Origin of the sequence: Archangium primigenium (genome assembly GCF_016904885.1) — a bacterium.
Classification (GTDB): domain Bacteria; phylum Myxococcota; class Myxococcia; order Myxococcales; family Myxococcaceae; genus Cystobacter; species Cystobacter primigenius.
In genome coordinates, this window is the sequence record NZ_JADWYI010000001.1 from 1,738,376 (window position 1) to 1,759,771 (window position 21,396).

General features: G+C 71.8%; 20 protein-coding genes. 12 read left to right on the plus strand and 8 right to left on the minus strand.

The window, feature by feature from the left end:
• Positions 1-85 precede the first annotated feature (85 nt).
• The 3 genes from I3V78_RS07480 to I3V78_RS07490 all read left to right on the plus strand — a co-directional run bounded on the left by I3V78_RS07480 (position 86) and on the right by I3V78_RS07490 (position 5,357).
• Positions 86-1,810, plus strand: a complete 1,725-nt coding sequence (locus tag I3V78_RS07480; protein WP_204485622.1) for an FHA domain-containing protein — start codon at positions 86-88, stop codon at positions 1,808-1,810.
• Positions 1,811-1,935: 125 nt separating this feature from the next.
• Positions 1,936-4,563, plus strand: coding sequence for a serine/threonine protein kinase (locus I3V78_RS07485; protein WP_204485623.1), 2,628 nt, complete (start codon positions 1,936-1,938; stop codon positions 4,561-4,563).
• 50 nt (positions 4,564-4,613) lie between these two features.
• A complete protein-coding gene (locus I3V78_RS07490; protein WP_338023490.1) occupies positions 4,614-5,357 on the plus strand; it encodes an ABC transporter ATP-binding protein in 744 nt (247 codons plus the stop codon).
• Here I3V78_RS07490 and I3V78_RS07495 read toward each other — a convergent pair.
• Positions 5,344-5,727: a hypothetical protein gene (locus I3V78_RS07495; RefSeq protein ID WP_204485624.1), complete on the minus strand. Its 384-nt coding sequence runs from the start codon at positions 5,725-5,727 to the stop codon at positions 5,344-5,346. The two genes, I3V78_RS07490 and I3V78_RS07495, sit on opposite strands and share 14 nt — an antisense overlap.
• 218 nt (positions 5,728-5,945) lie before the next feature.
• Between I3V78_RS07495 and I3V78_RS07500 the strand changes: the two genes are divergently transcribed.
• Complete coding sequence (locus I3V78_RS07500; RefSeq protein WP_204485625.1) at positions 5,946-7,793, plus strand: chloride channel protein; 1,848 nt, start codon at positions 5,946-5,948, stop codon at positions 7,791-7,793.
• Here I3V78_RS07500 and I3V78_RS07505 read toward each other — a convergent pair.
• Complete coding sequence (locus I3V78_RS07505; protein ID WP_204485626.1) at positions 7,779-9,236, minus strand: glycosyltransferase family protein; 1,458 nt, start codon at positions 9,234-9,236, stop codon at positions 7,779-7,781. The genes I3V78_RS07500 and I3V78_RS07505 overlap by 15 nt on opposite strands.
• 99 nt (positions 9,237-9,335) lie before the next feature.
• Between I3V78_RS07505 and hprK the strand changes: the two genes are divergently transcribed.
• The 8 genes from hprK (at position 9,336) to ptsP (ending at position 16,022) form a co-directional block, all read left to right on the plus strand.
• The gene (hprK, locus tag I3V78_RS07510; RefSeq protein WP_204485627.1) at positions 9,336-10,298 is read left to right on the plus strand and encodes an HPr(Ser) kinase/phosphatase; all 963 of its coding nucleotides are present in this window, start codon (positions 9,336-9,338) and stop codon (positions 10,296-10,298) included.
• A complete protein-coding gene (gene rapZ, locus I3V78_RS07515) occupies positions 10,295-11,161 on the plus strand; it encodes an RNase adapter RapZ (RefSeq protein ID WP_204485628.1) in 867 nt (288 codons plus the stop codon). Before hprK ends, rapZ begins: the two co-directional genes overlap by 4 nt.
• A 256-nt stretch (positions 11,162-11,417) precedes the next feature.
• A complete protein-coding gene (locus I3V78_RS07520) occupies positions 11,418-11,870 on the plus strand; it encodes a PTS sugar transporter subunit IIA (RefSeq protein WP_204485629.1) in 453 nt (150 codons plus the stop codon).
• A 33-nt stretch (positions 11,871-11,903) separates the two neighbouring features.
• Positions 11,904-12,389, plus strand: coding sequence for a PTS sugar transporter subunit IIB (locus I3V78_RS07525; RefSeq protein WP_204485630.1), 486 nt, complete (start codon positions 11,904-11,906; stop codon positions 12,387-12,389).
• Positions 12,390-12,392: 3 nt separating this feature from the next.
• Complete coding sequence (locus I3V78_RS07530; RefSeq protein ID WP_204485631.1) at positions 12,393-13,148, plus strand: PTS sugar transporter subunit IIC; 756 nt, start codon at positions 12,393-12,395, stop codon at positions 13,146-13,148.
• Positions 13,145-13,909, plus strand: a complete 765-nt coding sequence (locus I3V78_RS07535; protein ID WP_204485632.1) for a PTS system mannose/fructose/sorbose family transporter subunit IID — start codon at positions 13,145-13,147, stop codon at positions 13,907-13,909. Before I3V78_RS07530 ends, I3V78_RS07535 begins: the two co-directional genes overlap by 4 nt.
• A gap of 26 nt (positions 13,910-13,935) precedes the next feature.
• Positions 13,936-14,214 carry an HPr family phosphocarrier protein gene (locus I3V78_RS07540; RefSeq protein ID WP_204485633.1) on the plus strand — a complete coding sequence of 93 codons (279 nt, stop codon included), beginning with the start codon at positions 13,936-13,938 and terminating at the stop codon, positions 14,212-14,214.
• A 44-nt stretch (positions 14,215-14,258) separates the two neighbouring features.
• Positions 14,259-16,022 carry a phosphoenolpyruvate--protein phosphotransferase gene (gene ptsP / locus I3V78_RS07545; RefSeq protein ID WP_204485634.1) on the plus strand — a complete coding sequence of 588 codons (1,764 nt, stop codon included), beginning with the start codon at positions 14,259-14,261 and terminating at the stop codon, positions 16,020-16,022.
• 46 nt (positions 16,023-16,068) lie between these two features.
• Here the strand turns inward: ptsP and I3V78_RS07550 are convergent, their stop codons facing one another.
• The 6 genes from I3V78_RS07550 to I3V78_RS07575 all read right to left on the minus strand — a co-directional run bounded on the left by I3V78_RS07550 (position 16,069) and on the right by I3V78_RS07575 (position 21,387).
• Positions 16,069-16,695 (minus strand): DUF47 domain-containing protein, encoded by a 627-nt coding sequence (locus I3V78_RS07550; protein WP_204485635.1) that lies wholly within the window; start codon positions 16,693-16,695, stop codon positions 16,069-16,071.
• An 80-nt stretch (positions 16,696-16,775) separates the two neighbouring features.
• Complete coding sequence (locus I3V78_RS07555; protein WP_239576336.1) at positions 16,776-17,288, minus strand: MgtC/SapB family protein; 513 nt, start codon at positions 17,286-17,288, stop codon at positions 16,776-16,778.
• Between the two features lie 4 nt (positions 17,289-17,292).
• Entirely contained in the window at positions 17,293-17,886 is a 594-nt protein-coding gene (locus tag I3V78_RS07560) for an MXAN_6521/LA_1396 family lipoprotein (RefSeq protein WP_204485636.1), read from the minus strand.
• A 145-nt stretch (positions 17,887-18,031) separates the two neighbouring features.
• Positions 18,032-19,057, minus strand: coding sequence for an inorganic phosphate transporter (locus I3V78_RS07565; protein ID WP_204485637.1), 1,026 nt, complete (start codon positions 19,055-19,057; stop codon positions 18,032-18,034).
• Between the two features lies 1 nt (position 19,058).
• A complete protein-coding gene (locus I3V78_RS07570; RefSeq protein WP_204485638.1) occupies positions 19,059-19,685 on the minus strand; it encodes a DUF47 domain-containing protein in 627 nt (208 codons plus the stop codon).
• A 175-nt stretch (positions 19,686-19,860) separates the two neighbouring features.
• A complete protein-coding gene (locus I3V78_RS07575) occupies positions 19,861-21,387 on the minus strand; it encodes a pyridoxal phosphate-dependent decarboxylase family protein (protein WP_204485639.1) in 1,527 nt (508 codons plus the stop codon).
• Positions 21,388-21,396 lie beyond the last annotated feature (9 nt).

Here is a 21,396-nt window from a genome sequence, read left to right on the forward strand (position 1 = left end):
TCCGGAGAACACGTGGAACTCGGGCGAGGATCGTTGGGGCCCCCCGAGAAATGCGGGCGGCGGGTCGTGTAGGCTGCGCGGCGCGATGTGGCAGATCATCATCAACGGCCCCGGTTATTTCGACACTTCCTACGATCTGCCCGAGGGCATCACGCACCTCGGACGAGCGGACGAGAACGACATCGTGCTGGGGGGCGACCTCGTGTCCCGGCGCCATGCCCGCCTGGTCGTGGAAGGCTACAAGCTGCGGGTCGAGGACCTGGGCAGCCGCAACGGCAGCCGCATCAACGGCGTGTCCTTCCAGGGCGGCACCCCGCTCAAGGTGGGCGACACGCTGTCGCTCGGGGAGAACACCCTGTCGGTGCGCCAGCCGCAGCAGCTGGAGAACGCCGCCACGGAGATGGTGGACCTGAGCGCCGGAGGCGTGCGCCGCTTCGGCCATGGGGATGACGTGGGGCCCTCCGTCATCCTCGCCAAGAACATCAAGAACGTGGACCTGCTGCGGGCGCTGGACAACATCGGTCCGTCCACCCAGGGCTCGAACGCGCTGGCCGCGCCCGTGCCGGCGGCGCCGGTGGCCGTGCCGGTGGCGCCGCTGGGCGCGCCGTCGCGGGGCATCTTCGAGACGCTGCTCCTGCTCTTCCGCACCTCCGAGGCGCTCGCCACCGCGGACAACCTGACGGCCTTCCTCCAGGTCACCATGGACCGGGTGCTCGAGCGCATCGACGCCACCACGGCGGTGGTGCTCCTGCGCCACTCGACGGGCGTGCTGGTGCCCGCGGCCGTGCGCCACCGCGGCAAGCTGGCCCAGGGCGAGGTGCCCGTCTCGGACGCCATCATCGACGAGGCGCTGCGCCAGGGCCGCGCGCTGCTGGTGGGGGACGTGAAGGATGATCGCCGCTTCGCCAGCCGCGAGAGCGTCATCCTCTACGGGGTGGGCCGGGTGCTCTGCATCCCCGTGGGCCAGGAGCCGCACTTCACCGGCGTGCTCTACGTCAACGCCCCGGCGCGCAGCGACACCGAGCTGGAGGTGATGCTCGATGCGTGCACCGCCGTGGCGCACCTGGTGGCCGCCGGCGTGCAGAAGTTCTCCAAGCCGCCCGCGCCGGCGCCCACGCCCGCCGGGCCCGCGCCCCTGCGCGTGCACCTGGAGCGCTTCCACGCCCCGGACGTGGCCGAGCGGCGCGTGGGCGAGCTGCAGCGCGCCGCGCAGAAGCTGCCCGGCCTGGAGGAGCGCACCGTCAGCGTGCTGCACGTGGAGCTCGCCAGCTTCGGCGCCATGAGCGCCCGGCTCGGGGCCACGCGCACCTCGGCGCTGCTCAATGACTTCCACACGCGCCTGGGCGGGCTCGTCTTCAGCTTCGAGGGCACGCTGGAGGGCTTCTTCGGCGACTGCCTGCGCGCCGTCTTCGGGGCGCTGCAGGCCAAGACGGACGACGCGGTGCGCGCGGTGCGTGCCGCGCTCGCCCTGCGCGCCGACTGGGAGCGCTACGTGGCGCGGCTGCCCGTGGAGGAGCGCTTCGGGCTGCGCATGGGCATCAACACCACCAAGGCCCTGGTGGGCATGGTGGGCCCCGACTCCCGCCCCTGCTTCTCCGCGGTGGGCGAGGGCATCACCCTGGCCTCGCGCCTGGCCACCACCGCCACCCCGGGCCAGCTGCTCGTCACCGGCAAGACGCTCGCGGTGATCGGCGCCCGCTTCGACGTGATGCCCCTGGGCGAGCGCCTGCTGCCCCCGCGCGACAAGGTCGCCGCCTTCGAGGTCATCGACGAGGACGTGCCCCAGCTCACCAATCCCGGGGTGAGGTGAGGTGGGTGGGTGTAGGGGAGTTCGGGGGAGGGTGGGCAAGAGGGGTGGAAGACTCGCGCTGGCCCCCCATTCAATGAGAACATGGGAGTCCCCCCGCTCGTGAGCCCGAGAAGCCCACCCCCGGCATGAATCCGTCGTCCTCGAATGCACGACTGCGTCCGTTCCGGCCCGTGCCGTTCGGTCGCTACACGCTGCTGACCCAACTGGCCACGGGTGGCATGGGGGAGATCTTCCTCGCCCGCCTGGAGGGGATGCAGGGCTTCGAGAAGCTGTGCGTCATCAAGAAGATCCTCCCGCAGCTGGCGGCGGACCCCGAGTTCGTCGAGCGCTTCGTGGGCGAGGCGCGCACGCTGGTGAAGCTGTCGCACGGCTCCATCGCGCAGGTGCTGGACATGGGCCTGCAAGAGGGCGAGGCCTTCATGGCCCTCGAGTACGTGGACGGCAAGGACCTGCGCAAGGTGGCGGCGCGGGCGCGCGACAAGCAGCGCACCCTGCCCCTGTCCTTCGTGCTCTTCGTGATGGGCCGGGTGCTGGACGCGCTCGCCTACGCGCACCGCAAGAAGGGGGATGACGAGGGGGAGCTCAACCTCGTGCACCGGGACATCTCGCCGCAGAACATCCTCATCTCCTACGAGGGGGAGGTGAAGGTCATCGACTTCGGCCTGGCCAAGAGCCGGCTGAGCGCGGCCAAGACGAACCCGAGCATCATCCTCGGCAAGTTCCTCTACATGTCGCCCGAGCAGGCGCGGCACCTGCCGGTGGACCGCAGGAGCGACCTGTACGCCGTGGGGCTGTGCCTCTACGAGATGCTGTCGGGCCAGAACCCCTTCGACCTGTTGCCGCCCGGCGAGATGATGTCGGCGGTGGCGCACCCGAACATCGCGCCGCTCGCGCAGGTGGCGCCCGGGGTGCCCGCGGCGGTGTCCGACCTGGTGATGAAGGCGCTGGCGGTGGACCCGACCCAGCGCTTCCAGAACGCCGAGGAGCTGCGCGGCCGGCTCAACGCCTGCCTGCTGGCGCACGACGCCGACTCGGGGCCGGAGGACATCGGCCGGTTCATGCACGAGCTGTTCTCCTCGGAGTACATGGCCGAGCGGCGGCTCCTGGTGATGCTGCGCGAGGTGGGCCGCGCGCCCGAGCCGGAGCCCGAGGTGATCGGCATGCCGGAGGGGGCGCCGCCCCGGCCCATGGCCTCGCTGCCGCCCAAGACGATCCGTCTGGATGGGCCCGTGGAGGCGCTGTCCTTCAAGCCCACGCCGCGCACGCGCGAGGGCGGCGTGGCGGGCAACGATCAGGAGACGCGGCCCGGGGTGATGGTGGACGAGCCCACCCGGCCCGGGGTGATGATGGACGAGCCCACCCGGCCCGCCGTCGCCCTGGAGTCGCTCGACGAGACGCGGCGCGAGCCGGCGCCGGAGCCGCCACCGCCTCCACCACCAGCACCGGCGTATGGCATGGGCCCCGCGCCCACGAGCCACCCGACCCTCGAGGCCCCCCGGGTGCCCCAGGCCCTGCTCGACGAGGAGGAGCCCGACGCGCCCCCGCCCATCGAGAACACGCCGAACTGGGCGGTGCCCCTGCCACCGGAGGAGGATCCGCGGTACGCGGAGGCCGCGTCGGAGTCGGAGGAGGAGTCGGCGGAGGAGGAACTCGGCGAGCCCATCGTCGGCACGCTGGACCTGAGCGAGAGCGACGTCCTGGAGGACACGCGGCCGCGTGCCCAGATGCCGCGTCCGCCGTCCGGCAAGGTGCGGGCGGTGCCGTCCTCGGACGTCTACCACCAGGACACGCAGCCCCGGGTGGTGCTGGACGCCTCGCTCATGCGCGAGGGCGAGCAGGACGACGTGCCCGCGGCCCAGCGGCCCCGCTCCGGGAGCACGAAGATTCCCCGGCGCCGCGTGACGGCGACGGGCCTGCCCGCGGTGGCGCCCCGCGCGCCCGCCGCGCCGCCGCGGCTCATGGCCTCGCCCCCCGCGGCCGTCGACGACGACGTCACCTCCGAGGACGCGAACAAGTCCCTCACGCCCCCCTCCGTGCCCGCCGCGCGGGTGCCCGCGCCGCCGCGCCGCTCGCGGGTGGGCTTGTGGGTGGGCGTCGCCGTGCTGGGCTTCGGCACGGGCGTGGGCGCCTGGTGGCTCTGGCAGCAGGGGATGTTCGCGCCCGCCGGGCCTCCCCCGTCGGCCCCGCCCGCCGTCGTCGCGCGGGCGCCCGTGCCCGAGGTGCCCGCGCCCACCGAGCTCGAGCCCGCCGAGCTCGAGCCCGCCGAACCCCCCTCCGACCTGGCCGCCGCGCCCGGGCTCGACGCGCCCGATGCCTCGACGGCCGGGGCCCCCGAGCCGCGGCCCATCCCCAGCGCCTCGGCGATCGCCGCGGCGGCCGCCGCCGATGCGGGCGTGGTGGCGGACGCGGGGAGCCTCGCGGCCGCGCCGGCCCCGCTGGAGGAGGATGACATGCTCGCGCCGCTGGCCGCCGCGCCTCGCGCCCAGGCCTCGGCGTCGGCGGCCCCCAAGTCCGTGCGCAAGCCGCCGCGCTCCAACAAGCAGGGCACCCTGCAGAAGGAATGGGCGCGCACGCGGGGCCTCTACCTCAAGCTCACCCAGGACGCGGGGTGCGAGAACTTCGGGATGTTGTGCACGCGCTACCGCAGCCTCGAGTCCGAGGTGCAACAGGCGGCCGACAGCGAGGACGAGGATCTCGTGCGGGAAGTGCGGGCGCTGCAGCGCGACCTGAGCAACAAGAGGAACGGCTCCTGAGCGAGCTGCTGGAGCTCTGCGGCCTGAGCGCCGGTTACGGTGCCTCGCCCGTGCTCCAGGACGTGGACTGGCGGGTGCGCGCCGGGGAGCTGTGGGCGGTGCTCGGCCCCAACGGCGCGGGCAAGAGCACCCTCCTGCGCGCGGTGTTGGGGCTCGGGCCCTGGACGCGGGGCGAGGTGCGGCTGTCGGGCCAGGCCCGCGCGGCGTGGGAGTCCCGGGCGCTCGCCCGGCGCGTGGCGTGGGTGCCGCAGGACTTCGAGCCCGCGGAGGGCTTCAGCGGCCTGGAGCTGGTGTTGATGGGACGGGGTCCGCACCTGGGCCTGTGGGGCCTCACCTCGGCGGCGGACGAGGCCCTGGCGCACGCGGCCCTGGACGAGCTGGGGGTGGGCGCGCTCGCGCACCGCGCCTGCGAGGCCATGTCGGGCGGCGAGCGGCGCATGGTGCTGCTGGCGCGCGCGCTGGTGCAGCGACCGGAGCTGCTCTTGTTGGACGAGCCCACGGCCTTTCTCGACGTGGCCCACCAGGTGGGCGCGCTCGAGCGGGTCCGGGCGCGGGTGGACATGGGGCTGGGCGCCATCGCCGTGCTCCACGACGTCAACCTCGCGGCGGCCTTCGCCACCCACGTGTTGCTGCTCGGTCAGGGGCGCGCGCAGGCCGCGGGGCCCGCGCCGGAGGTCCTCCAGCGCGAGCGCCTCGAGCACCTGTACGGCGTGCCCATGGACGTGGCCGTGACGGACTCGGGCGCGCGCCTGTTCGCGCCCCGGGCCCGTCGGCCGGCCCTCACTCCGTCTTGAGCTGCTCCTCGGCCATCTGGCGCGAGGTGTCCGTGCCCGCGCCGACGCCGAAGGGCGCCGTGCCACGCTCACGCGGCATGGCCTGCGGCCGATCGATGGAGTAGGGCCCCTGCTGGGCGTTGGTCGTGCTGTCCGACGAGCCCTGCTCCGGCACGCGCGGCATCCACCCGCCGGTGCGCCCCGTGCCCGAGCCCCCCGAGCCGCCCATGCCCGGCCCCATGGGCTGGGACTCACTGGCCGCCGGGCTCTGGTACTTCTGCTTCAGGGGCTCGTAGGGCGGGCCCGCCTGGTTCTCGGGCTGCTCCTTGCACCCGGCCAACAACGCGCCCCCCAGTCCCACCGCCACCACCCACGTCAGTCCGCGTCTCATGCCCTGACTCCTCTCGAAAAGATTCCACACCTGTCATGGAAGGTAGGTGCGCGCCGGAGCCCAGGCCGCCACGCCACGGGGGCTCGCCTGGCCGCTCGGGCGGTGTGTCGGGCACTGTCGGGCGAGTGTCCACCGACGGAAGTCCAGGAGGGCCCGGGGCTTCCCTTCCGCGGGGGAGTTGAGACCGTTGGAGCATCAATCAACGTGCATGTGGGCCCATGGATTCGACCCGGGAGCGGGAGTGGTGGGGAGCGAGGGGGTTGGCGGTGCTGGAGCGGCTGCGGCTGCCGGGGCCGTCGGTGCTGCCGGTGGCGGGGGCCGTGGTGGGGCTCTACAGCGGCCTGGTGGCGGGGCTGTTCGTCCACCTCATCGGGCTGGTGAGCGGGCTGGCGCTGGGGTTTCCCCGGGTGATGGAGGCGCTGAGGCCCCACTCGGCCACGCGTGGCCAGTGGGGCCAGGCCTTGGCGGGCGCGCGCTGGGAGCCCGGGCTCTTGTGGGTGGGGGTGCCGCTGGGGGTGGGGGCGCTGGTGCTCGCGCGGGGGCTGCGCGGCCGCGCGGGCGGGGACGACCTCCGGCGGCGCCTGCGGGTGCTGGGCCTGCTCGTGCTCGGGGCCCTGGCGCTCTACTACCCGCTGGTGGCCCTGGCGGCGGCCAACACCGTGTTGGGGCCGCTGCACGACGGGGGTCGGGACATGGAGCGGCTGCGGCCCTGGCTGGTGCCGCTCTTGCCCATGGTGGGGGGCCTGGTGGTGGGCCACGTGTTGAGGGATCGGCCGCGGATGCTCGGCCACGGGCTGCCCGAGGTGGTTCAGGCGGTGGAGCACGAGCGGCACCTGCCGGGCCGGGACGGGGTGCTCAAGCTCGTGGCGAGCGCGCTCACCATTGGCACGGGGGGCTCGGCGGGCCGCGAGGGTCCGCTCGTGTTCGGAGGGGCCGCGTTCGGCTCGGCGGTGGGCCGCACGCTGGGCTTCTCCCGGCGGGAGTTGTCCATCCTGCTGGCCAGTGGGGCGGGGGCGGGCCTCGCCGCGTCCTTCAACGCGCCCATCGCGGGGGCGCTCTTCGCCCTGGAGATCATCCTGCGCGAGTTCCACCTGCGCGTCTTGTCGCCCATCATCCTCGCGAGCGTCACCGCCACGCTGGTGGGCCGGGGGGTCATGGGGGGCGCGCCCCGGGTGCTGCCGGGGGCCTACAGCCTGGTGAGCGCCTGGGAGATCCTCCTCTACGGGGCGCTGGGCCTGGGCCTGGGCCTGCTCGCGTATGCCTTCCTCCGGCTGCTGCACGGGGTGGAGGGCTTCTTCCAGGGGCGGGGGCCGGGGCGGCTGAGCGGATGGGTGGGGGCGCGGCCCCTGGCGGCGCGCGCGGCCTGTGGGGGGCTCGTGGTGGGGGGCCTCGCGCTCGTGCACCCGGCGGTGTGGGGCACCGGGCACGAGGCCATCAACGCCGCCGCGGCGCGGGGCCTGTCGCTGGGGCTGTTGACGGCGGGCTGCGCGCTCAAGCTGGTGGCCACGACCATCACCCTGGGCTCGGGAGGCTCGGGGGGCACGTTCTTCCCCATGACGGTGATGGGGGCCCTGGCGGGCGGGGCCTTCGGCGAGGTGCTGCACGCGCTCTGGCCCGGGGCCACGGCGCCCAGCGGGGCCTACGCCCTGGTGGGCATGGGCGGCGCGGTGGCGGCGCTCACGCGCGGGCCCCTCACGGGCCTGATGATGGTGTACGAGCTGAGCGGCGACTACGCCATCATCCTGCCGCTGATGGTGACGTGCACGCTCGCCTCGGCGCTGTGCCATGCGCTCGTGGAGCGGCGCGCGGCGGTGGAGCCCTCCCGGCTCCGGCGCCGGCCCATCGACTGCCTGGTGCGCTGGGGCGAGCCCGAGGCCGCCACGCTCCCGGGCGCGGAGGGGGCCCCCCTGCCGGTGCGCACGTGCGTGGTGGACGCGCTGGGCGTCATGGACATCCGGGGCGTGGACACGCTGCCCGTGCGGGACGGGGCGCGCCGGGGGCGGGTGACCCGGGAGGACCTGCGGCGCTTCCTCCAGGGGGGCCGCGCGGACTCAGGGCAGACGTGAGCTCCAGCCGCGGTCCGGCGCGCACCGGTCACCCAGGCGCACGAGGGCGAACGGGCCCTGGGTGGCCACCACCGTGCCCGCGCCGGACAGGCCCGTGGGGGTGATGACGTAGTTGTAGACGCCCGCGCCGCGCCCGGGCCCCTGGCCGGAGTAGAGCGGCACGTCCCGGTGGAAGTAGCTGTAGCCGCCGCTCCAGGCCACGTGCAGGCGCTCGAGCTTGAGGCCACACACGTCCGGCTGGTGGCCGGCGGCGATGAGCAGCCGGTTGACGGTGCCGAAGTCGTCCCAGGCGCTCGCCCGGGGCTTCTCGTGCTCGTACTGGCCGATGTCCCCGAAGGTGAGCCGTCCGGTGCGCGTGGCGGACAGGCCCGCGAGCACCCCGAGCCCGAGCGGCAGGGCGAGCCGCACCGGCGAGGGGGGCAGGGCGCCGCGGAGCACCTCCAGCCCCACCCCCGCGAGCGCCGCGAACACGGGCAGCACGGGCAAAAGGAAGCGCAGCTCCTTGTGGGGCTGCAGCGCGTGGAGCAGCCAGAAGGCGAGCGCGAGCAGGAAGAGCCCCGGGGCCCGCCGCGCCGCGAGCACGCCCAGGCCGAGCGTCACGAGGCACAGCGTGGGCCCCAGGGAGCGCGCGAGCACCACGTGGTAGTAGGCGAAGGGCGCGGTGCCCCAGTTGGACGCCATGCCGCGCACCAGGTTGAAGTCCAGGTAGACGCGGGCGGACTGGAACCAGTGGCCCCAGGTGAGCCGGTCCATCAGCCCCAGCACCCCGGCCCACACGACGAGCACCCCCAGGGCCTCCCCCGTCCGGCGCCACTCGCGCCGGGCGCCCAGCACCCCGAGCAGCGCCACGCAGAAGACGCCGTTCTGCAGCCGCAGGAGCACCGCCACCCCCAAGAGCGACGCCCCCCCGAGCACCGCCCGGCGCGAGGCCCCCGGGCTCAGGGCCAGCGCGAGCCCGAGCACCACGGGCAGCGCCGAGGCGTTCTCGCTCAGGGCCCGGGGGGCGAAGTACACCGGCACCGACCCCAGCGCGAAGAGCGCCGCCCCCGCCGCGGCCGTCAGCGTGGACGCCCCATACCCCCGCGCCAGCCGCCAGGTGCCCCAGGCCGTTGCGGCCCCCATCAATCCGAACACACTCCGGGTGAGGCCCAGGTAGCCCCGGGGCTCGGGCAGCCCCAGCGCCCGGGACAGCTCGAAGCACGCGGCCACCAGCGCCGGCAGCACCCACGTCCGGGCGCCCTCGATGTACTCCCAGGCCCTCAGGCCGTAGCCGAAGACGAGCCGGTGGGCGGGCTCCAGGCTCTGGTACACCTCGTCCGGCCAGTACAGCCCGTCCTCGGACAGGGCCCAGCCCACCCGGAGCGCGGCGCCCACCCCCAGCACCACCCCGAGCAGCACGAGGCCGAGGCGCCGCTCCGTGGGGGACTCCACGGAGTCCTCCATGGGGGACTCCGGGGGGGGGGCGTCGGGATGGGGGAAGGAGGCAGGCATGAAGGGTTCACCACGCAAAAGGCCCGTCGGGTGATATTCCACGGGGGGCCGATGAACTCTATCCGCGTATCCCAGCTGCTCGAAGACCGCGAGTTCGACCTCCAGCTCACGCTGGTGGCCGGCGAGCGCGGTCGGCAGCGGCGCATCAACTCCTCGCGCATCCAGAAGCCCGGACTGGCGCTCACGGGCTTCACCGAGCACCTGCACCCCCACCGCGTCCAGGTCTTCGGCAACACGGAGGTGTCCTACCTGCTGACGCTCCCGCTCGAGCGGCAGCACGAGGTGCTCGACTCGCTCTTCGAGGAGGAGCTGGCGTGCATCGTGGTGACCAAGGGCATCGAGCCGCCCCCGGCCCTGAGCGAGGCGTGCGAGAAGGCCGGGCTCACGCTCATGCGCACCCCGCTGCTCTCCAGCGCCTTCATCCAGCAGGTGCAGGCCTTCCTGGACGAGTCGCTCACCGAGTCGAGCAGCCTGCACGGCGTGCTCATCGACGTGTTCGGCGTGGGCATCCTCCTGCTCGGCAAGAGCGGCATCGGCAAGAGCGAGATCGCCCTGGACCTGGTGATGCGGGGCCACCGGCTGGTGGCCGATGACATCGTGGACGTGACGCGCCGGCGCCAGGGCGTCTACGGCACGGGCAACGCCGTCATCCGCCACCACATGGAGATCCGCGGCCTGGGCATCATCAACGTGAAGGACCTGTTCGGCGTGTCCGCGGTGCGCGAGCGCAAGCTCATCGAGCTCGTCATCGAGCTGCACGAGTGGGATCCGAACCAGGAGTATGACCGCCTGGGCGTGGAGGACCGCTTCATGAACATCGTGGGCGTGGACGTCCCGCTCTCGGTGGTGCCCGTGCGCCCGGGCCGCAACATGACGACCATCATCGAGGTGGCCGCGCGCAACCAGCTGCTCAAGCAGCAGGGCCACCACTCGGCGCGCGAGTTCGCCGAGCGTCTCAACCGCGCCATCGCCGAGGGGGCGACGCGCCGCTCCAAGCGGGAGGAAGTCGAGTGAGCAACACCCCGGCCAAGCACATCGTCGTCATCACGGGCATGTCCGGCTCGGGCAAGTCCACCGCCATCCGCGCCCTGGAGGACGTGGGCTTCTTCTGCATCGACAACCTGCCCGTGCTGCTCTTGCCCAAGCTCACCGAACTCGCCGGCGGCGGCCAGTTCGAGCACCTGGCCATCGTGGTGGACGCGCGCGAGGGCATCTTCCTGCACGAGGCGCCGCGCATCCTCGATGACGTGCGCCGCGTGGGCCACCACGTGGAGGTGCTCTTCCTGGACGCGAGCGACGACAGCCTCATCCGCCGCTTCAGCGAGACGCGCCGCCGCCATCCGCTCGCGCCCCAGGGCACCGTGGCCGAGGGCCTGCACGCCGAGCGCCTGCGGCTCAAGGATCTGCGCGAGCTGGCCGACCAGGTCATCGACTCGTCGGTGCTCAACGTGCACGACTTGAAGCGCATGGTGCAGGGGCGCTTCAACCCCGAGCCCGCCAGCGGGCCCGCCCTGTCCGTCATGAGCTTCGGCTTCCGCCACGGGGTGCCGCCCCAGGCGGACCTGGTGCTCGACGTGCGCTTCCTGCCCAACCCCTACTTCGTCCCCGAGCTCAAGGGGCTCACCGGCAAGGATCCGCGCGTGGCCGCCTACGTCATGGACCGCGAGGAGACCCAGCAGTTCATGGAGAAGGTGGTGGACCTCTGCCGCTTCCTCTTCCCGCGCTACCAGAAGGAGGGCAAGGCCTACCTCACCGTGGCGCTCGGGTGCACCGGCGGCAAACACCGCTCGGTCGCCATCGCCGAGTCCCTCAGCCAGCGGCTCGCCGGCGATCAGACGCGCGTGCAACTGTGGCACCGCGACGTCGAGAAGGAATGACGCGCCGGGCCACGCCGGACGAGGGGCCCTCGCCCCCTCGTCCGCCAGCCGACAGCCCGAGCGCGCCTCCCGAGTGAAATCTCGGGCGGAGACGGTCATTTGGCCTTACCTTCTTCTCAGGAGCCGATGGGGGAGCAGGTGGGTTGGGGTAGGGCGTCGGCTTGGATATCAGCGGAAACTTTCGTCCGGAGTTGCGCGTCGAACCGTTCAGGCGTAGTCAGGCAACCCCGGGGGGCTGCTTGAGTGAGAGGTGATCATGGTCGGCCTCGTAGTGGCATCACACGGACGTCTGGCGGACGAGCTGGTGACGACTGCTGAGCAGATCGTGGGCAAATTGTCCGCGGTGGCTACCTGCAACATCGAACCGGGCACCTCCCTGGAAGATCTCCGGGCGAAGATGCGCCGGGCGGTGACCGAGGTGGATCAGGGTGACGGCGTCATCGTCATGGCCGATCTCTTCGGCGGCACTCCCTGCAAGGAATCCCTGATGATGTGTTCGGAGCGCTGTCAGGGGCTGCTCGAGGTGCTCGCGGGCGTCAACCTGCCCATGCTGCTCAAGGCCAACTCGCTGCGCTCGGAGCAGATGCCGCTCGCGGAGATGGCCGCGCAGCTCGCCTCCCATGGCCAGCGCAACATCACCTGCGCCTCGGCCCTGTTGAGGGAAGCCCAGCAGCGTCAGCAGCAGCAACAGAGCGCTCAGCGAACTTGACGGGCCCCGCCGGGTGGGCGATTCGAGAGTGCTGTGATCACCCTGGTCCGTGTCGACAATCGCCTCATCCATGGACAGGTCGTCGAGGCCTGGCTACCCCACCTGAAGGTGTCCCGGGTGGTCGTGGCCGACGATGAGGCGTCCGAGAGCCCCCTGGTCCGCGCCGCCATGGCGCTGGCCGTGCCGAGCGCCGTCGAGGTGCTGATCCTCCCGCTCGCCCAGGTGGACTTCCCGGCCCTCTCCCGCGATGCCCTCAAGACGCTCCTGTTGCTCCGGGACGTGGCCGCGGCGCCCTTCTGCCTGACCCACGGGCTCAAGCTCGAGCACCTGAACCTGGGCAACGTGCACTTCGCCACGGGCCGGCGGCAGGTGTCCGCGTCCGTGTTCCTCACCGAGGCGGAGGTGCAGACGCTCACCCGGCTGGGCGAGGGCGGCACGCACGTGGAGGCTCGGGCGGTGCCCTCGGAGAAGCCGGTGGAATTGAGCGAGCTGCGCGAGCGCTGGGCCAGGGCGGGCTAGGGCGTGGGCGTGGGCTGGACCCAGGTGGCGCTCGCCGGCATCTGGGGCGGCCTCGTGGCGGTGGAGCGCAAGGCCTTCCTCCAGGCCATGTTCTCCCGGCCGCTGGTGGCGGCCACCATCATGGGCGGCCTGCTCGACGACGTTCAGGCGGGCCTGTTCGTGGGGCTGCTCCTGGAGCTGTTCCACCTGGGCGGCGCCAACCTGGGAGCCTCCCTGCCGGACCACGACACGCTGTCGGCCACGAGCGTCTCGGCGGCGGCGGCGGGCATGTCCAACGCGTGGTGGCTGTCCCAGGGCGGCGTGGGCGGCCTGCCCTCCTCCGAGCCCTTCTTCTGGTCCACCGCGGTGCTGCTCTTCATCGGCCTGGGCCGGGTGGGGCGCTGGGTGGATCGGCGGCTGGAGCGCTACGCGGCGCGGCTGGCCAAGAAGGCGCTCCTCCTGGCCGAGGCGGGCGAGCTCACGCGCGCCATGCGCCAGAACCTGTGGGGCGTGTGGCCGCACTTCGTCGTCTTCGGCGCCATCACCTCCGCGTGCGCGCTGGTGGGCTGGGGGCTCGGGCCCTGGGTGGCGCGCCTGCCCCTGCCCGTGCTGCGGGGGCTCGACTGGGCCTACCCCGCCATGGCCGCGGTCTGCGCCGCCATCGCCGCGCGCGGCAGCCACGCCAAGCGCGCCTCGTTCTATGCGCTGCTGGGCGCGGGCGCCGTGTGTCTGGCGGTGCTCCTGGTGGTGCTCCTGGCGGTGCTCAAGGAGCGTGCATGACGGCCCCGCCCGTGCTCTCCCGCGGCGTGCTGCTGCGCGTCTTCCTGCGCTCGCTCTTCCTGCAGGCCTCGTGGAATCCCCAGGGCATGCAGAACCTGGGACTGGCCTACGCCATCTACCCGGCCCTGGAGCGGCTCTACCCGGAGAAGAAGGCCCTGGAGGAGGCGGTGCGCCGCCACCTCGTCTTCTTCAACACCCACCCCTACGTGGCGGCGGCCATCGTGGGCGGCGTGCTCCACCACGAGCAGCGCGTGGCGCGCGGCGAGGAGTCCCCGGACAAGGTCGTGGCCTTCAAGGCCGCGCTCATGGGCCCGCTGGCGGCCCTGGGGGATGGCTTCTTCTGGTTGTCACTCAAACCAGCCACCGGCGCGGTGAGCGCGGCGCTGGTGCCCTTGGTGGGCGTGTGGGCGGTGGGCCTCTTCCTCTTGCTCTACAACGGGGTGCACTTCACGCTCCGGGCGCGGCTCTACCTGCTGGGCCTGCTGCTCGGGGACCGGCTGGTGGAGGCGGTGGCGCGCGTCAACCTGCCGGGCCGGGGCGCGAAGCTGCGCATGGTGGGCGCGGCGTGCGCGGGCGGACTCGCGGCCTGGCTGGCCGTCACCTTCGGCCTGCGCGCCGGGGGCTGGTTCACGCCGCTGCTATCCGTGGGCTGTCTGGCCCTCGGGGCGCTATCGTACGTGCTGGTGGCGCGACGGGTGCCCAGCTACGTGGTGTTGTATGTCGCCGCGGTCCTGGCCTGTGGGGCCGGGGCCTTCTTGTAGGACGACTCGGGAGAACGGGACTGGCAATGGCGAGCGTGGCCGAAGGGACATTCGAGATCGTCAACACCCTCGGGCTGCATGCCCGGGCGGCGGCGCAACTGGTGAAGGTGGCCAACCGCTTCAAGAGCGACGTGTCGCTCGAGTGCGAGGGCCAGCGCGCCAACGCCAAGTCCATCATGGGCGTGTTGATGCTGGCGGCGGGCCTGGGCATGCAGGTGACGGTGACCTGCAAGGGCGACGACGCGGACGCCTGCCTCCTGGAGATCAAGAAGCTCATCGCCGACCGCTTCGGCGAGTCGAACTGACAGCCCCCCCACGGCGGACCTCCGCCCCGCACGAAGAAGGACACGTGAGCAGCCAGGCCTCCCCCACGTTGAGTCTCAAGGGCATCGGCGCCTCCCCGGGCGTGGCGGTGGGCCACGCCTACATCCTCGACCGCAAGCGCGTGCGCACGCCCAAGCTGCGTCTGGCCGAGGCGGAGGTCGACCCCGAGCGCCAGCGCATGCGCACGGCGCTGGACCAGTCCGACCTGCAGTTGTCGGACCTCAAGGATCAAATCTCCCGCACGGAAGGGCCCGAGCACGCCCTCATCCTCGAGGCGCACCGGCTCATGCTCCACGATCCCATGTTCGTGGACGAGGTGAACCGGCTCATCGTCGAGGACCGCATCAACGCCGAGTGGGCGGTGCGGCGGGTGGCGCGCAAGCTCAAGCACCTGTTCGACAACATCCCGGACGAGTACTTCCGCGAGCGCCGCTCGGACGTGGAGTACGTGGCGGACCGCGTGGTGCGCAACCTCCTGGGCCAGGTCGTGGACGAGGAGGTGGCGCTGCCCGAGCACGCCGTGGTGGTGGCGCACGACCTGTCCCCCGCGGACGCGGCCATGCTCGTGCGCGGCGGCCAGGTGGCCGGCTTCGTCACGGACCTGGGCGGCCACACGAGCCACACGGCCATCGTGGCGCGCGCCCGCTCCACCCCGGCGGTGCTCGGCGCGGGGCGCGCCAGCGAGCAGATCTCTCCCGGGGACCTGGTCGCCCTGGACGGCACGCGCGGCATCATCCTGGTGAACCCCTCCGAGGAGCAGCTCGCGCTGTTCCAGGAGACCATGCGCCGGCACCAGGAGAGCGAGACCCGGGCGCTCGCGGCCAAGGACTTGCCGGCCCAGAGCACCGACGGCTACCGCATCCGCCTGGTGGGCAACATCGAGTTCCCCGAGGAGCTGCCCTCGCTCCTGGCCCACGGCGCCGAGGGCATCGGCCTGTACCGCACCGAGTTCATGTTCCTCGACCGCAAGACGCCGCCGGGCGAGGACGAGCAGTACCGCGCCTACCGGCAGGTGCTCGAGGCCATGGACGGGCGGCCGGTGACCATCCGCACGCTGGACCTGGGCGGGGACAAGGTGCCGGGCAAGGGCCGCCACGAGAAGGAGCCCAACCCGGCCATGGGCCTTCGCGCCATCCGCTACTGCCTGGCCAACCGGGAGCTGTTCCGGGTGCAGCTGCGAGCCCTCTTGCGCGCGAGCGTGCACGGGCACCTGCGCGTCATGTTCCCGCTCATCAGCGGCATGAGCGAGCTGCGCGAGGCGCGCACCGAGCTGGAGGCGTGCCGCACGGAGCTGGGCCGCGCGGGCGTGCCGCTCGGCAAGCGCGTGCCGGTGGGCATCATGGTGGAGACGCCCAGCGCGGCGCTCATCGCGGACCGGCTCGCCCAGGAGGCCGACTTCTTCTCCATCGGGACGAACGATCTCATCCAGTACTCGCTCGCCATCGACCGGCAGAACCGCGAGGTCGCCTACCTCTACAAGCCCCTGCACCTGTCGGTGCTGCGCTCCTTGCGCAACATCGTCACGGCCGCCAAGGAGGCGCACATCCCCGTGTCCATGTGCGGGGAGATGGCGGGCGATCCCATCTACTCCCTGGTGCTGCTGGCGCTCGGCTTCGACGAGCTGTCCATGACGGCCGGTCAGATTCCCACGGTGAAGAACGTGCTGCGCCACTCCAGCCGCGAGGAGGCCCAGAAGCTGCTCACCCAGGCCATGGGGTTGACCACCGCCGAGGAGATCGAGCGCTTCATCCGCACCGAGATGGACAAGCGCTTCGCCTCGGAAGGCTGAGACGAGGGCCGAAGCGGGGGCGGGGGCCGAGCCGGGCCCCCGCCGCTCAGGCGTTCTCCAGCACCACGCCCTCGATGATGTCCGCCACGTCCTGGCACTTGTCCGTGGCGGTCTCGAGCAGGTCGTAGATCTCCTTCCATTTGATGACGGTGAGGGGATCCACCCCGCTCTTGTAGAGCGCGCCGAGCCCCGCGCGCAGCGTCTCGTCCGCCAGCGCCTCCAGGCGGCGGATCTCCTTGCAGCCGGCGAGGATCTGCTCGGGCCGCTTGAGGCTGCGCAGCGTGCCCACGCCCTCGCGCACCTTCTCCGCGCACAGCACGAGCAGCCGCGCCAGCTCGGCCGCCTCGGGCAGGATGGACGGAATCTCGTAGAACTGCAGCCGCGCCGCCGCCGCGTGGGTGAAGTCCAGCACGTCGTCGATGCGCGAGAGCAGGTGGTGGATCTGCGTGCGATCGAACGGGGTGATGACCTGCTGGTGCAGCCGCTGGAAGGCCTGGTGGGTGACGGTGTCGCCGCGGCGCTCCAAGTCCTTGAGCGCCTGGACCCGGGACTCCACGTCCCGGTAGTCCTGGAGCAGGGCGTGCAAGAGGCGCGTGCCCTCCACGGTGACGGCGCACTGGGCGTCGAAGTCGTCGAAGAACGCATCCGCCCTGGGCATCAGTTTCTCGAGCATCCAACCTCCCTGCGACCGCGTCCGCCGCATGTCACCCCGCGTGCGTTGCGGGGTTGTTACATGTTTGTGACGAAAAATATCTAATCGTCTCGGGGCCTGGACGGCGGCGGGGGCGCGTCCTCCTCGGTGAGCTTCAGGCGCAGCCGCAGCCGCTGGACGAGGGGCTCCAGCCCCCGCAACCCCACCAGGGTGAACAGGGCGAGCAGCACCGTGAGCACGGCGGCCAGGATGAACCCGAGCCCCGTGGCGAGCCCCACCGAGGCGGTGAGCCACAGGTTGGCCGCGGTGGTCAGCCCCCGGATGCGGCTGTCCTGCCGGAGGATGGCGCCACCCCCGAGGAAGCTGATGCCCACGACGATCTGACTGGCGATGCGGCCGATGTCGGCGCGGATCTCCTCGGACTCCCCCCCGGCGAGTGGCACGGCGATGAAGATGCTGCACAGGGTGAAGAGGCAGGCCCCCAGACACACGAGCATGTGGGTGCGCAGGCCCGCCTGTTGTCCCCGGATCTCCCGCTCGAAGCCGAGGACGAACCCCAGCCCGAACGCGACCAGCAGCCGCCCCACGATCATGCTGTCGTCGATGGGCGGCATGTGGCTACTCCCCCAGTTCGATCTTGTCCTCGACGTCCTTGTCGTTGAGCTGGGGGCGGGGCAGGGTGTCGAGCGTGGCGCTCAAGAGCCGGAAGGTGGGGGCCACGTAGGGGGCGACCTCGGCGCCCAGCTCCCCGGTGTACTGCTCGGTGAGCTCCGTGTAGCGCTTGTCCTCGGAGGCCCAGCTGCCCGCGGCCTCGGCGCTCCACACCTCCTGGCCGTCCGAGCAGCGCAACAGCTGCGCCTTCACCGCCGCCTCCATGCCCTTGCCCTGGGGCTTCATGTCCGGCGACAGCCAGAGGATGCCCTCGGCGTCGTCCGTGCACAGGCCCCGGAAGGACGTGTCCGCGGGGTTGCCCACCAGGGCCAGGTTCGCCTTGGCGATGAAGTCGCGGTTCTGGTTGACGTAGCGGCGGGCCACCAGGCTCCACAGCTCGCCCACGGCCTGCTTGCCGTCGGGCAGCGGCTGGGTGACCACCACCAGCCGCTTGACCCGCGTCTTGTCCACGCTCTCGTAGTCGGGGCGGAGCTGGCTGCGCTTCACGGTGGCACAACCGGACAGCAGCGCGAGTCCCAGCACCAGCACGAGTCGTTTCATCTTCGGTGTCCCTCTCCCAGGCGTGGCTCCCGGCGTGGGAACGCACGGCCGGGGTTGTACACCACGCGCCCGGGGCGGGCGCACACTCCGGGAAGGGGATTCGCCCCGGAGGCCGAGTGGCTGACAGATGCCCGGAGCCCGGGCCTCAGCTCAAGGCCATGACGACCAGCCGGGACACGCCGTAGACGAGCACCGCCATGAGCGCCGCGGCGGGAATGGTGAACACCCACGCCCAGATGATGCGGCCGGCCACGCCCCACTTCACCGCGCGCCAGCCCCGGGTGGAGCCCACGCCCACGATGGCCCCGGTGATGGTGTGCGTGGTGGACACGGGGATGCCCAGCTTGGCCAGCGCGATGATGGTGACGCCGCCGCCCGTCTCCGCCGCGAAGCCGCCAATGGGCGCGAGCTTCGTGAGGCTGTGGCCCATGGTCTTGACGATCCGCCAGCCACCGAAGAACGTCCCCATCGCGATGGCCGCGTGGCACGAGAGGATCATCCACGTCGTGATCTCGAAGGGGCGGTCCTTCCAGATGGTGCCGTAGAGCACCACGGCGATGATGCCCATCACCTTCTGGGCGTCGTTGGTGCCGTGGCTGTAGGAGAAGATGGCCGAGGAGACGAGCTGCAGGCGGCGAAACCACGTGTCCACCTTGAGCGGCGTCTGCCGGTGCACCGACCAGGTGCTCGCCAGCATCATCACCGTGCCCAGCGTCATGCCGATGAGCGGCGAGAGCACGATGAAGGCGGCGATCTTCCCGATGCCCGAGCCCACCAGGCCATTGAAGCCGAGCACCGGCAGCGTCGCGCCGATCATCCCGCCCGCCAGCGCGTGGGACGACGAGGACGGCAGGCCCCACCACCAGGTGAGCAGGTTCCAGGCGATGGCGCCCATGAGCGCCGAGAAGATGACGATGAGCACCGCCTCCGAGCCCTGGGCCCGCAGCATCTCGAAGTCGATGATGCCCTTGCCCATGGTGTTGGCCACCTTCACCCCACCGCCAAACGCCGCGATGAAGTTGAAGAAGGCCGCCCAGGCCACCGCCAGGTTGGGCGAGAGCACCCGGGTGCCCACGACGGTGGCGATCGAGTTGGCCGCGTCGTGAAAACCGTTGATGAAGTCAAATATCAGGGCGACCGCGACGATCAGGACGACAGCGGTGAGCAACATCTCAGGAGTGCTCCAGGACCACGCCTTCGATCACGTTGCCCACGTCCTGGCACTTGTCCGTGGCCATCTCGATGAGGTCGTAGATTTCCTTCCACTTGATGACCGTGAGCGGATCCACGCCGCTCTTGAACAGCCGGCCCAGGCCCGCGCGCAGGGCCTCGTCCGCCTCGGACTCCAGGCGCTTGATCTCCTTGACGCCCGCGAGGATCTGCTCGGGCTTCTTGATGAGCCGCAGCGCCGCCACCACCTCGCGCACCTTCTCGGTGCACAGCACCAGCAGGCGCGCCAGCTCCGTGGCGTCCGGCAGGCTGCTCTCGATCTCGTAGTACTGCAGCCGCGCGGCCGCCGCGTTCGTCAGGTCCAGCACGTCGTCGATGCGCGACAACAGGCTGTGGATCTGCCCCCGGTCGAACGGGGTGATGAACTGCTGATGCAACCGGTTGAAGGCGGTGTGGGTGACCTCGTCACCCCGGTGCTCCACGTCCTTGAGGGCCTGCACCCGGGTGGCCACGTCCTTGTAGTCGCTCAGGAGGGCGTGCAGCATGCGGGCGCCCTCCACGGTGACGGCGCACTGGGCGTCGAAGTCGTCGAAGAACTCGTCCGACTTGGGCATCAGCTTCTCGAGCATCGCACTTCTCCTGGTCCGGACTTCATCCCTCGCAGGCTCCATCCGGCGCGGCAGGCTCCTACCTCAACCCGCGTGCGACCGCCAAATACGAAGATGCGAGGGGATGTAGGCTCGTGGGGGTGTGTGAACCCCTCATGGCCCGTCCGTTACGGGAGATGACGCCCGGCCTACACGCCTACACCTTGGCGATGAGGTCCATGTACTTCTTGAGCAGGTCGCTCAGGACGCCCCGGAAGGGCACCGTGCCCGCCATGCCGTAGACCGGCGCCATGGTGCCCTTGTCGCTCGGGTGGGCGCGCACGTGGGCCACCGCCTCCTGGAGGTCCGCGAGGAAGCGCTCGGCCACGCCCGGCTGGGTATGCCGCAGGGTCACACACAGGTGCACGGCCGCGGGCCTGTGCAAGCCATTGAGATTCCAGCCCTTCGTGCCCAGCCGCTCCATCACCTGGTAGATGTCCAGCTCCCGGGCCCCGAAGGCGATGACGAACAGCGGGTCGCCCAGCACGTACAACTCGGGAATGGCGCGGATGCCCCGCTTGATGACGTCCGCGGTGGCGAGGATGCGCCGGGTGGCGTCCAGGTAGCCCGCCTCGCCGGTGGACAGGAGCGAGGCCCACGCCGCCGCGATGAGCGCGCCGGGCCGGCTGCCCGCGAAGCCAGGCGAGAAGTAGATGCCGCCGGACCACTCGGTGGAGGTGAAATACTGGTGGGAGCGCAGCGCCTGGCCCCGGTAGAGCACCACCGACGTGCCCTTGGCCGCGTAGCCGAACTTGTGCGTGTCCGCGGACATGGAGGTGACTCCCGGCAGGCGGAAGTCGAAGGGCGGCACGGGGTAGCCCAGCCGACGCGCCCACGGCAGCACGAAGCCGCCCAGGCACGCGTCCGTGTGGAAGCCGATGCCGCGCTCGCGCGCCAGCTCGGACAGGGCCTCGATGGGGTCGATGACGCCGTGGGGGAAGGAGGGCGCCGAGCCGATGACCACGATGGTGTTGCGCGTGAGGGCCTTGCGCGTGGCGTCCACGTCGGCGCGGTAGTCCGGCCCCACGGGCACGCGGATCATCCGGATGCCGAAGTAGTGCGCGGCCTTCTCGAAGGCGGGGTGGGCGCTCGCGGGCGCCACCATCTCCGGCTGGGTGATGCCCCGCTCCTCGCGCGCCTGGTCCCGGTACGTCTTCATGGCCAGGAGGATGCTCTCCGTGCCGCCCGAGGACAGCGAGCCGCACACGTGCTCCCGGGGCGCCTTGCCCGCGTTGGCCTCGGCGGCGCCGAGCATGTCCGCCGTCATGGCCACCACCTCGGCCTCGAACTTGGTGGCGCTCGGCCAGAGGTCCGCGTGCAAGGGGTTGCTCTGCGAGTTGCGCGCGTAGACCTCGTTGAGGAAGCCGATGTGCTCGGCGTCCCCGTGGTACACGGCGCCCGAGACGTAGCCCTCCTGCCAGCGCGCGTGCTCGTGGGCCTCCATCACGCCCAGCTCCCGCAGCACCTCCGCGCGGGGCAGCCCCTGGGCGGGCAGCGTCGTGTGGGTGGGCACCTGGTCGCGGTAGGGCTTGAGGTCCTTCTCCAGCCCCGCGAGCATCGCGTCCGTCTCCTTCTCCAGCCGCTCGCGCAGCACGGGCACGCGCTTGAGGTAGCGCTCGGCGACGGAGATCCAACGGGGCGGCACGTGCCGCAGCAGGGAGTTTTCCAGATCGGGCAGGTCCATGGAGGGGCC